10 protein-coding genes and 1 other annotated feature are annotated in these 12,156 nt (G+C 53.5%); of the genes, 9 read left to right on the top strand and 1 reads right to left on the bottom strand.

Annotated elements, in window-relative coordinates; genetic code table 11:
- Nucleotides 1–60: 60 nt before the first annotated feature.
- Both ABIC79_RS11605 and apt read left to right on the top strand, forming a co-directional pair.
- Entirely contained in the window at nt 61–429 is a 369-nt protein-coding gene (locus tag ABIC79_RS11605) for a DUF454 family protein (RefSeq protein WP_013576603.1), read from the top strand.
- 183 nt (nt 430–612) lie between these two features.
- Nucleotides 613–1,164 (top strand): adenine phosphoribosyltransferase, encoded by a 552-nt coding sequence (gene apt, locus ABIC79_RS11610; RefSeq protein ID WP_013576602.1) that lies wholly within the window; start codon nt 613–615, stop codon nt 1,162–1,164.
- Nucleotides 1,165–1,226: 62 nt separating this feature from the next.
- On the opposite strand, the gene ABIC79_RS11615 is transcribed toward apt, so the two are convergent.
- On the bottom strand, nt 1,227–3,290 hold the full coding sequence (locus ABIC79_RS11615; protein WP_126125076.1) for an alpha-amylase: 2,064 nt from the start codon (nt 3,288–3,290) through the stop codon (nt 1,227–1,229).
- A 322-nt stretch (nt 3,291–3,612) separates the two neighbouring features.
- Between ABIC79_RS11615 and dnaX the strand changes: the two genes are divergently transcribed.
- The 7 genes from dnaX (at nt 3,613) to ABIC79_RS11650 (ending at nt 12,095) form a co-directional block, all read left to right on the top strand.
- Nucleotides 3,613–5,562: a DNA polymerase III subunit gamma/tau gene (gene dnaX / locus ABIC79_RS11620; protein ID WP_013576600.1), complete on the top strand. Its 1,950-nt coding sequence runs from the start codon at nt 3,613–3,615 to the stop codon at nt 5,560–5,562.
- Nucleotides 4,898–4,962: a sequence feature (DnaX frameshifting element), on the top strand. (Overlaps the previous gene by 65 nt.)
- Before the next feature lie 41 nt (nt 5,563–5,603).
- The gene (locus ABIC79_RS11625) at nt 5,604–5,933 is read left to right on the top strand and encodes a YbaB/EbfC family nucleoid-associated protein (RefSeq protein ID WP_013576599.1); all 330 of its coding nucleotides are present in this window, start codon (nt 5,604–5,606) and stop codon (nt 5,931–5,933) included.
- Nucleotides 5,933–6,538, top strand: a complete 606-nt coding sequence (recR, locus tag ABIC79_RS11630) for a recombination mediator RecR (protein WP_112197396.1) — start codon at nt 5,933–5,935, stop codon at nt 6,536–6,538. Before ABIC79_RS11625 ends, recR begins: the two co-directional genes overlap by 1 nt.
- Nucleotides 6,539–6,705: 167 nt before the next feature.
- Nucleotides 6,706–8,571, top strand: a complete 1,866-nt coding sequence (gene htpG, locus ABIC79_RS11635) for a molecular chaperone HtpG (RefSeq protein WP_354567411.1) — start codon at nt 6,706–6,708, stop codon at nt 8,569–8,571.
- Nucleotides 8,572–8,858: 287 nt separating this feature from the next.
- Nucleotides 8,859–9,503 (top strand): adenylate kinase, encoded by a 645-nt coding sequence (gene adk / locus ABIC79_RS11640; RefSeq protein WP_013576596.1) that lies wholly within the window; start codon nt 8,859–8,861, stop codon nt 9,501–9,503.
- Nucleotides 9,504–9,774: 271 nt separating this feature from the next.
- On the top strand, nt 9,775–10,737 hold the full coding sequence (gene hemH / locus ABIC79_RS11645) for a ferrochelatase (protein WP_354567192.1): 963 nt from the start codon (nt 9,775–9,777) through the stop codon (nt 10,735–10,737).
- 38 nt (nt 10,738–10,775) lie between these two features.
- A complete protein-coding gene (locus ABIC79_RS11650) occupies nt 10,776–12,095 on the top strand; it encodes an inosine/guanosine kinase (RefSeq protein ID WP_013576594.1) in 1,320 nt (439 codons plus the stop codon).
- Nucleotides 12,096–12,156 lie beyond the last annotated feature (61 nt).

Genomic DNA, 12,156 nt, shown 5'->3' on the forward strand with positions numbered 1-12,156 from the left:
TTGTTTACACTGAGAAACCGTAAATCGTCTATGCAGCCTGTTTTAAGCTGAAGGAAATGCATGAAACGTGTACTACTGATTACCGTTGGCTGGTTGTGTGTGGTGCTGGCGACGCTCGGCGTGGTGTTACCGTTGTTGCCGACAACCCCCTTTTTACTGCTGGCGGCCTGGTGCTTTGCCCGGTCCTCACCCCGTTTCCATCAGTGGTTATTGTACCGCTCATGGTTTGGCAGCTATCTGCGCCACTGGCAGACACATCGCGCGTTACCGAAAGGTGTAAAACCGAAAGCGGTTGCGCTGATTGTGGTGACTTTCGCGATTTCGATATATTTTGTGCCGTTATTGTGGGTGCGTATTTTATTGGTTTGCATGATGTTTGCGTTGCTGATCATGATGTGGCGATTACCAGTGGTTGACCTTGAGCAATAAAACAGGCGATCATGTCCGGCTGCGGGTTGCTTTTTAAAGCAGCTTTGCATAGATTTGGGCATCTCGTACGTCGGTGCGCTCCCAATTTCCTTCCTTGAACGACATGCTTTATACAGGCATGGCGGGGGACATTTGACCGCCCGCGTTTAAGTATGAACAGCAGCTTTATCAGGCAATTACATTATGACCGCTACCGCACAGCAGCTACAGTTTATTAAAGACAGTATCAAAACCATCCCTGACTATCCTAAGCCAGGCATACTGTTCCGTGACGTCACCAGCTTGCTGGAAGACCCAAAAGCTTACGCTGCAAGCATTCAGTTACTGGCCGATCGTTACCGCGATGCCGGCGTCACCAAAGTGGTGGGCACTGAAGCACGAGGTTTCCTGTTTGGCGCACCGGTTGCGCTGGTTCTGGGCGTGGGCTTTGTTCCCGTGCGTAAACCGGGCAAATTACCGCGTGAAACCATCAGCGAAACCTACGATCTTGAATACGGCACTGACAGTCTTGAAATCCACGTTGATGCGATTCAACCTGGCGAAAAAATTCTGGTGATCGACGATTTGCTGGCAACAGGCGGCACGATTGAAGCCACCGCGAAACTGATCCGTCGTCTGGGGGGAGAAGTGACTGATGCTGCATTCATCATTAACCTGCCGGAACTGGGCGGTGAAAAACGCCTGAACGATTCAAATATCAACTGCTACAGCCTGGTCTGTTTCGACGGCCACTGATTCATGCGCGTTGATGTGAACTGGCCTCGCCGTTAACGCGAGGCCTTTTGCTTTCTGCGCCGTTATTTCCCTCTTTCTTCTGCCCAGACCACCATTATTTTATCGTCACCTTGCTGACGGCTGAAGGCATAATATTGCGCCGTCAGCTGCGATTTCTGCACGCCTGCGCCAACCGCCGGATGTTGTTCCCTGAAAGTTCCCAGTTTTTGCCAATGCTTCAGTAAAGCCTGTTTCGGGCCGGTCAGCTCACTCCAGTTCATGTCAGAACGCGTTCCCTGTAAAGGATCTGAACCCGTCGCGCCAAACTGGCGACCACTTTCATCGCCGTAATAAATCTGCACCGCGCCGGGTGCCAGTAGCAAGAAATCTGCGGCGCGCTGCTGTAACGGTAGAGAACCTTTGGCATCGGCAGCGAAAAACAGCCGGGTATCATGCGATGACAAATAACTGAGGACATTGAAATCCTGCATTTTCTCCGCCATCTGCTGATAAGTTGCATCGATGCTGGCAAAACAACTCAGCGCCGCCGCGGCCTGATCCTGAAAATCAAAATTAATCATTGCGTCAAAACCATTGGCGTAATAATCGCTTTTCATCACACCGTGGCCCCATGCCTCGCCGGTCATCCAGAATGGTGCGTCATCCAGCGCCTTTGCAGGATTGGCCGTTTTCCATTGCTTCAGGGCTTCGGCTGAACGGTCTTTGAGTAATGCCAGTGTCGCTTTTTCGACGTGTTTGGCGGTATCCACACGGAATCCATCTATGCCGTAATCCCGCACCCACTGACTGAGCCAGGTGACCAGATAATCACGCGGTGTTGCACCGGGAATTTCACGTGCGGCCGTATCGGGTTTGTTGCGATAGAAAACGGGCAGGCCGCTGGCTTGCGTCGATTCCGTTTTAATATCCGGCAGGAAGGCCAATGACATCGTCAGATCGTCATAACCGGGCGAGTCATAGTCACCAATGTCGGTGCGGATCCATTTTTTCCCCCACCAGGTGCTCCAGCCGTCTTTGTCGCCGAAATTAATATAATCATTAAAACTGTGCCAGTTCTGGCCTGGACCGGGCTTCCAGTCAGTCCAGTTTTTGCCGAGTGTTTTTCCGATGTCATCACCTTTCAGATACAACGAGCCGAACTGGAAGGTTTGCATGTCTGCCAGCGTGGCGTAGCCGGTGTGATTGACGACAACGTCAAATAAAATGCGGATCCCACGTTTGTGCGCTTCGCTGACCAGTTTCTGTAAATCTTCGCCGGTGCCCATATTGGCATCGAGTTTTGTCCAGTCGAGCGTGTAATAGCCGTGATAGGCATAATGCGGGAAGTCGCCTTTTGTGCCGCCGCCGACCCAACCGTGGATCTGCTCGAGCGGCGAACTGATCCAAAGTGCGTTAACGCCGAGCTGTTGCAGATAGTCGAGTTTGCTGGTCAGCCCGGCCAGATCACCGCCGTGGAAAGTGCCGATTTCCTGCATTCCGTCACTGTGACGGCCATAGCTGTGATCGTTATCCGGATTGCCGTTTTCAAAGCGATCGGTCAGTACGAAATACACTGTGGCGTTTTTCCAGCTAAACGCCGCGGGCGCTTTGCGCTCTGCTGTTTCCAGTAACAACAGGCCGCCGCTGGCCGGATCCGGCATCATGGTGATGTGGCCGCCGCTGACCTGTGTGCTCTGACCAGAATAAAAATCGCGAACAGTTTCACCCTCAGCAAAAGTGCCGGAGACATCGACGGTCAGCGGTTTTCCATCTCCACGCGGACAGGTTTTCGCCACCGGGGCGACGGTTTCCTCCACCGTTTTCAAACTGAGCTGAAGCGTGGGTGTGCCGCTGCGGGTATCAATTCGGACCTGATAATCCCCCGCGCGGAACAGTTTCCAGTTAACCGGCACCTGGCTTTCACAAGGTTGCAGCGACAGCATTTCGTTAAGCTTTACCGCACCCGTGGGTTGCCAGCACTGATTATCCTGATGTAATTCCAGTGTGCGTTGTCCCTTAGGTAATGTGGCGTGGCTGGTGAATATTCCGCTGACCGGTTCGGCGAAACCGGGGAAGCCTTGCAGCGTCCAGTCGGCCTGTGCGGCGGGAGAAATGAGCAATAATAAAGGCAGTGTCAGGTGTTTCATGGCTCTCCTTACGAAAGGCAGGAAGCATTATCAGAACAGAGGTGAATTTAAGTGTAATGAGTGGGCAAAATTTGCCCTCATCCCGTGAGGCGAATTGTCAGGAGGAGGAGGAAGGTGGAGAAACTGCGGCGCGCTGCGCAAAAAGTAAAGTAATAGGAATGATGGCGACCCTGCTGGTACACTAAGAAGTGGCAGTCTGGCTCCGGCATCATTATGCTGAGTCTTCAGTCTCCGTTTCGCAGACCAGCGCAGAAAGACGGGTTAAACGATGTTTTTTCGTGTATCGTCAAATTATTCATTATAAATCAACGATGAAGTGTTAATGAGCTATCAGGTTCTTGCCCGTAAGTGGCGCCCCCAAACTTTTGCCGACGTCGTCGGACAGGAACATGTGCTGACCGCGCTGGCCAATGGCTTGTCGCTCGGGCGCATCCATCACGCCTACCTGTTTTCCGGTACCCGTGGCGTAGGGAAAACCACCATCGCCCGTCTGCTGGCGAAAGGCCTTAACTGCGAAACTGGCATTACCTCCACCCCTTGTGGCGTGTGTGATAACTGCCGCGAGATCGAGCAGGGCCGTTTTGTCGATCTGATTGAAATCGATGCCGCTTCCCGTACCAAAGTCGAAGACACCCGTGAGCTGCTGGATAACGTGCAATATGCACCGGCGCGGGGCCGCTTCAAAGTTTACCTGATTGACGAAGTGCACATGCTCTCGCGTCACAGTTTTAATGCGCTGTTGAAAACGCTGGAAGAGCCGCCCGCACACGTCAAATTCCTGCTGGCAACGACGGATCCGCAAAAACTGCCGGTCACCATTTTATCGCGTTGTTTGCAGTTCCATCTGAAAGCGCTGGACGCTGAACAGATCCGTAAACAGCTCGAACATGTATTAACCCAGGAAACCATTACCACGGAACCGCGCGCTTTACAGCTGCTTTCGCGCGCTGCCGACGGCAGTATGCGTGATGCGCTGAGCCTGACCGATCAGGCGATCGCGATGGGGCAGGGCGCGGTGACGACCGAAACCGTGGCACAAATGCTCGGTACACTGGATGACGAACAACCGCTGGCAATGCTGGAAGCGCTGGTCAGCGCCGATGGCGGACAGATGATGGCGCAGGTCGAACAGGCCGCGTCCCGTGGCGTGGACTGGGAAAATTTGCTGGTGGAAACGCTGGCGTTGCTGCACCGCATTGCAATGGTTCAGTTGTTACCATCGGTTCTCGATAATCATTACGCGGCGATTGAACAACGCCTGCGCGAACTGGCGCGTGTCATTCCGCCTGCGGACGTACAGCTTTATTATCAGACCTTACTGATTGGCCGCAAAGAGCTGGCCTATGCGCCGGACAAACGTATGGGCGTTGAAATGACGCTGCTGCGCGCGCTGGCCTTCCATCCTAAAGTGATTATTGCTGAACCGGCTCCTCAGCCAGTCGCAGCCCCAGCTTATGTGGCGCCGCAGGCTCCATCACAACCGGCGGCACCGCGTAACGCACCGCCGCAACAAAACGATAATGCGCCTGCGCCGCAGGGAAATGCAGAACCGGCGTCAATGCCGGATTCCACCGCGCAACTTTTACAGGCACGAACACAATTGCTCAGGCAGGGGAGTACCACCCCAAAAAAAGCTGAGCCGGCAGCGCCAGGAAAAGCGCGGCCGGCAACCTCAGCACTGGAGCGTCTCGCTTCGGTGACTGAGCGTGCGCAGACATTGGCTGTGAAGAAAGAACCTGCCGCGCCGATAAAAGAAGAAGCGTATCGCTGGAAAGCGATGATGGAACCGGAAGTCGCACCGGAACCGGTGGCGACACCGAAAGCGCTGCGCACCGCGCTGGAACATGAAAAATCGCCGGAACTGGCTTCCCGCCTGGCGGAAGAAGCGATTGAACGTGATGAATGGGCGGCTGAGATCAGCCGGATGACCATTCCGAAACTGGTGCAGCAACTGGCGCTGAATGCGTATCGTGAGCAGCCGGAACCAGGCAAAATTTGCCTGCACCTGCGTTCCTCGCAAAAGCACCTGAATTCGCCGTCCGCGCAGAAAGTGCTGACGGATGCTTTATCGGCATTGCATCAGACGCCGGTTGAACTGACCGTGCTGGAAGATGATAATCTGGCGGTGAAGACGCCGCTGGAATGGCGACAGGCCATTTATGAAGAAAAACTGGCGCAGGCGCGTCAGTCTATTATTGCGGATAACAACATTCAGACTTTGCGCCGTTTCTTCGACGCTGAGCTGGATGAAGAAAGTATTCGCCCAATTTAAACGCCGCGATTGTGACGCGGCCATTGCTGAGAGAGAAGACTATGTTTGGAAAAGGCGGCATTGGTAACCTGATGAAACAGGCCCAGCAAATGCAGGAAAAAATGCAACAGGCTCAGGCGGAAATCGCTCAGCTGGAAGTGACTGGTGAGTCAGGCGCTGGCCTGGTGAAAATCACCATCAACGGTGCGCACAACGTGCGTCGCGTTGAAATCGATCCAAGCCTGCTGGAAGACGATAAAGACATGCTGGAAGATCTGATCGCTGCGGCGTTCAACGATGCTGCACGTCGTATCGATGAAACTCAGAAAGAAAAAATGGCAGCCGTATCTGGCGGCATGCAATTGCCACCAGGCTTCAAGATGCCATTCTGATGCAAACCAGCCCTCTCCTTGAATCTTTAATGGAGGCGTTGCGTTGCCTGCCGGGCGTCGGCCCGAAGTCCGCGCAACGTATGGCATTCCAGTTGCTGCAACGTGATCGCAGCGGCGGAATGCGGCTGGCGCAGTCTTTAACGCGTGCCATGTCTGAGATCGGCCATTGTGCCGATTGCCGTACCTTCACCGAGCAGGAAGTCTGTACGATTTGCGCCAATCCACGGCGTAAAGAAAACGGTCAGGTTTGTGTGGTGGAAAGCCCGGCGGACATTCATGCGATAGAACAAACCGGTCAGTTCTCTGGTCGCTATTTTGTGCTGATGGGACACCTGTCACCACTCGATGGCATCGGGCCGGACGACATCGGTTTAGGCCGTCTGGAAGAGCGTCTTGAAAGTGAAAATATTCAGGAAGTGATCCTGGCGACTAACCCGACGGTTGAAGGTGAAGCGACCGCCAACTACATCGCTGAAATGTGCGGCCAGTATGGCGTACTGGCGAGCCGCATTGCGCACGGTGTGCCAGTCGGAGGCGAACTGGATATGGTCGACGGCACCACGCTGTCGCATTCCCTTGCCGGACGCCATCCCTTTCGGTTCTGACTGTTATGCGGGCGCGGTTCTCTGCGCCCCGTTTTATTCAGCTATCCCTCTGCATTTCTTCTTAAAATTTTCTCCCTGTGCTTGAAAAGCCTGACACGTAACCCCACTTATTCCTCAACGTCTGATTTGGTCAATAACAGTATCTGGATTGAGGTAATTTGATGAGTATGAAAGGACAAGAGACACGCGGATTCCAGTCTGAAGTAAAACAACTGCTTCATCTGATGATCCATTCCCTGTATTCAAACAAAGAAATTTTCCTGCGCGAGCTGATTTCCAACGCCTCAGATGCCGCTGATAAACTGCGTTTCCGCGCATTGTCTGCGCCTGAACTTTATGAAGGTGATGGCGAGCTGCATGTCCGTCTGGCATTTGATAAAGAAAAACGCACCCTGACGCTGAGTGATAACGGTATCGGCATGAGCCGTGACGAAGTTATCGATAACCTCGGTACCATCGCCAAATCCGGCACCAAAGCGTTCCTGCAATCTGTCGGTTCCGAGCAGGCGAAAGACAGCCAGTTGATTGGTCAGTTTGGTGTGGGCTTCTACTCTGCCTTTATCGTGGCAGACAAAGTCACCGTGCGCACCCGCGCAGCCGGTGCCAGCGCTGACGAAGGCGTATTCTGGGAATCTGCCGGTGAAGGCGAGTACACCCTGGCGGATATCGAGAAAGCCGATCGCGGGACTGAAATTACCCTGCATTTGCGCGAAGATCAGGACGAATTCCTGGATGACTGGCGCGTGCGCTCCATCATCAGTAAATATTCCGACCATATTGCGTTGCCGGTTGAAGTCGAAACCCGTAACGAAGAAGACGACACCGTCACCTGGGAACAAATCAACAAGGCACAGGCCCTGTGGACCCGCGGTAAAGCGGAAGTCACCGACGACGAATATAAAGAATTCTACAAACACATTTCCCATGATTTCAGCGATCCGCTGAGCTGGAGCCACAACCGCGTTGAAGGTAAGCAGGAATACACCAGCCTGCTGTACATCCCTTCACAGGCACCGTGGGATATGTGGAACCGCGACCATAAACACGGCCTGAAACTGTATGTGCAGCGCGTGTTTATCATGGACGAAGCCGAGCAGTTCATGCCGAACTACCTGCGTTTTGTTCGTGGTCTGATAGATTCCAACGATCTGCCGCTGAACGTGTCCCGTGAAATTCTGCAGGACAGCCGCATCACCCAGAACCTGCGCAGTGCGCTGACCAAACGTGTTCTGCAAATGCTGGAAAAACTGGCGAAAGACGACAACGAAAAATACCTGCAATTCTGGAAACAGTTTGGTCTGGTATTGAAAGAAGGTCCGGCAGAAGACGGTGCGAACAAAGAAGCGATCGCCAAACTGCTGCGTTTCGCCAGCACCCGCAACGACAGCAGCGAGCAGACGTTGTCGCTGGAAGAGTATGTAGCGTCGATGGTTGAAGGCCAGGACAAAATTTATTACATCACTGCCGACAGCTATGCGGCCGCGAAGAGCAGCCCGCATCTGGAATTGTTCCGCAAAAAAGGCATTGAAGTCCTGTTGCTGTCTGACCGTATCGACGAATGGATGATGAGCTATCTGACTGAGTTTGATGGCAAAGTCTTCCAGTCCGTCAGCAAGGCCGACGATACACTGGACAAACTGGCTGACGAAAGCGAAGAGCAGAAAGAAGCTGAAAAAGCGATGGAGCCGTTCGTTGAGCGCGTGAAAACGCTGCTGGGTGATCGTGTGAAAGAAGTGCGTCTGACGCACCGTCTGACCGATACGCCAGCCATCGTTACCACCGGTGCCGACGAAATGACCACGCAGATGGCAAAACTGTTTGCCGCTGCCGGTCAGGATGCGCCGGAAGTGAAATACATCTTTGAGCTGAACCCGGAACACGCGCTGGTGAAACGTGCTTCTGATGTGGCTGATGAAGATCAGTTCAGCGAGTGGATTGAGCTGCTGCTGGATCAGGCGCTGTTCGCAGAACGCGGCACGCTGGAAGATCCAAACCTGTTCATCCGTCGCATGAATACGCTGTTACAGGCGTAATCAGCTGGCGTAAAACGAAAAGGGTGTCGTGAAAGCGACACCCTTTTTTATTGCTTTGCTTCTTCCCGTTTCCATTCCCTGAAAGCCTGTGAGTCAAGTTCAGCAATCATGCCGGTAGCGTGATGTTCTCGCTGGTCGTGGTCCCGCAAACTGGCGGGTGGAACGACGGATGGCGCAGGCTTAACCCCAATTTCAGCAGGGCTTGTTCCTTGAGCAAAAGTGCTCAGAATGGTATGGTTGACCGTTTTTCGAGATTCATAAAAATTACATGCAAGGGGATTTACGCAATGCGTATCATTCTGCTGGGCGCTCCGGGCGCAGGTAAGGGTACTCAGGCTCAATTCATCATGGAGAAATTTGGTATTCCGCAAATTTCTACCGGTGATATGTTGCGCGCCGCTGTGAAGGCCGGAAGTGAACTCGGCAAGAAAGCAAAAGAGATTATGGATGCCGGTAAACTGGTGACCGACGAACTGGTTATCGCACTGGTGAAAGAACGTATTCAGCAGGAAGATTGCCGCAACGGTTTCCTGTTAGACGGTTTCCCTCGTACCATTCCGCAGGCTGATGCCATGAAAGACGCGGGCATCAAAGTGGATTACGTGCTGGAATTCGACGTGCCTGACGAACTGATCGTCGATCGCATCGTAGGTCGTCGCGTACACCCTGGCTCCGGCCGTGTGTACCACATCCATTACAATCCACCTAAAGTGGAAGGTAAAGACGATGTCACCGGAGAAGAACTGATCACCCGTAAAGATGATCAGGAAGAAACCGTGCGTAAACGTCTGGTGGAATACCATGAGCTGACTGAGCCGCTGGTGTCCTACTACAGCAAAGAAGCTGAAGCGGGCAATACCAGGTACGTCAAAATTGACGGTACACAACAGGTCTCTGCAGTGCGTGACGAACTGGCTGCTATTCTGAGCTGATCGTCTGTTCTGCGCACTATCACGGGGTGACTACGGTCGCCCCGTTTGTTTTTTTAGGGTCTCCATTTCCAATACCCAAAATAATTCGAGCGGCGGCAAGCGAGCGTGACGGGGATTAATAATAACAATTCGCATTGATAGTTTCTGCCGTTGTTCCCATCGTCTTTGTTTTCGTTACAATGACCTGCGCCTCTTTGCCGCATCACAAATAAACGGTGGCGCCCATAACTTTTCGCACTGGCTTCAGTGCCTTCAATTTAGGAAATTCAGCATGACGCAGACCAAATTCGGTGTTCTCCTGGTCAACCTCGGGACGCCGGAAGCTCCGACCCCGCAGGCCGTTAGAAAATATCTGGCTGAATTTTTGAGTGATATCCGTGTGGTTGATACCCCCCGCTGGCTGTGGTGGCCGATCCTGAATTTGGTGATCCTGCCGCTGCGTTCCCCGCGCGTGTCCAAACTGTATAAAGCCGTGTGGATGGAAGAGGGCTCACCGCTGATGGTTTACAGCCGTCGTCAGCAGAAAGCGCTGGCAGAACGCCTGCCGGGTACGCCGGTTGAACTGGCGATGAGTTACGGCAAGCCGGGCATGAAAGAACCGATTGAAAAACTGCTGGCGCAGGGCGTGACCAAAATGGTGGTGCTGCCGCTGTATCCGCAATACTCTTGCTCAACCAGCGCCGCGGTATTTGACGGCGTGGCGCGTGTGCTGAAATCGCAGCGTCGCCTGCCTTCAATGAGCTTTGTCCGTGATTACGCCACGCATCCGGCTTATATTTCCGCGCTGAAAGCTAGCATCGAACGTTCGTTCGCTCAGCATGGCGAACCGGACCGTCTGGTGTTGTCCTTCCACGGCATTCCAAAGCGTTTTGTCGCGCAGGGTGATGACTACGAACAGCGTTGCCGCGATACAGTGCAGGCGCTGACCGATGCGCTGCAACTGCCTGCGGGCAAAATTATGCTGACCTTCCAGTCTCGCTTTGGTCGCGAACCATGGCTGACGCCTTACACCGATGAAACGCTGAAAGGCCTTCCGGCTCAGGGTGTTAAGCATATTCAGATCCTCTGCCCTGGCTTTGCGGCAGACTGTCTGGAGACACTGGAGGAAATCAAAGGCGAGAACCGCGAGATTTTTATTCATGCAGGCGGCGAGCGCTTCGAATATATTGACGCCTTAAACGACCAGCCGGAACATATTGATTTGCTGCAACAGCTGGTCACTCAGCACTTCTGACTGAAGCCTGAGTTTTTTGAATCTCCCGAGAATAATGCATGAAATTTCCTGGTAAACGTAAGTCCAAACACTATTTTCCGGTCAGCGCACGCGACCCTTTATTGCGTGATTCTATGTTACAGGCAATGCAGCCGGAGTCAGAAGCCGGTGCCTCGTACATCGCCGGCATTGACCAGACGATGGTCGATATCGAAGCGCGTGTTGATGAGAATTTTGTTGCCCGCTACGGGCTGACGCCCGGTGAATCCAATATTCTGGATGATGAGATGTCGGAAACGCTGTATCAGGAACTGATGAGCAACGCCCTGATCACGCACCAGTTTGCGGGCGGTACTGTCGGTAACACACTGCACAACTATTCCGTGCTGGCCGATGACCGTTCTGTGCTGCTCGGCGTGATGTGTAATAACGTTAAAATTGGCGATTATGCTTACCGTTATCTTTGCAACACCTCCAGCCGCGTAGATCTTAACTTCCTGCAGGGCGTGGATGGCGCGATAGGTCGTTGCTTTACGCTGATCAGCGATACCGGCGAGCGCACCTTTGCCATCAGTCCGGGCAAAATGAACGGTCTGCGTGCGGAAAATGTGCCGGAAGATGTGATAGCAGGAGCCTCCGCGCTGTTACTGACCTCGTATTTGCTGCGCAGCAAGCCGGGCGAACCGATGCCGGAAGCCACCATGCAGGCGATTGAGTACGCGAAGAAGTACCATGTGCCGGTGGTCTTAACATTGGGCACACAATACGTTATCGCCGAAGATCCGCAGGCATGGCGTGATTTCATCCGTGATAACGTGTCGATTCTTGCGATGAACGAAGATGAAGGTTTTGCGCTGACTGGTCTGAAAGATCCGCTGATGGCGGCGGATAAGGCGCTGGACTGGGTCGATCTGGTGTTGTGTACCGCCGGGCCGAACGGCCTGTTTATGGCGAGTTATACCGAAGACGAGTTCAAGCGCACCACCCAGCATCCGCTGCTGCCGGGGGCGATTGCCGAATTCAATCAGTACGAATTCAGCCGCGCGATGCGTCGTGACTGTTGTCAGCAACCGTTGAAGATTTATTCCCACATCGCGCCGTATATGGGCGGGCCGGAGAAAATCATGAACACCAACGGAGCGGGTGACGGGGCATTATCGGCGCTGCTGCATGATATCGCCGCCAACGGTTTCCACCGGACTTCTGTGCCGAATTCCAGCAAACATTCCCGCGAGTATCTGACCTATTCCTCGCTGGCGCAGGTGTGTAAATACGCCAACCGTGTGAGTTATCAGGTGCTGAACCAGCACTCGCCGCGTCTGACGCGTGGCCTGCCGGAACGTGAAGACAGCCTGGAAGAGAGTTACTGGGAGCGCTAGGGAGTCAGGCGGCTGTCAACATTTTGATGAAAATCAGAAGGGCGTTGAGATAGAAGCCATT

Origin of the sequence: Rahnella sp. 2050 (genome assembly GCF_040544515.1) — a bacterium.
GTDB classification, from domain to species: domain Bacteria; phylum Pseudomonadota; class Gammaproteobacteria; order Enterobacterales; family Enterobacteriaceae; genus Rahnella; species Rahnella aceris.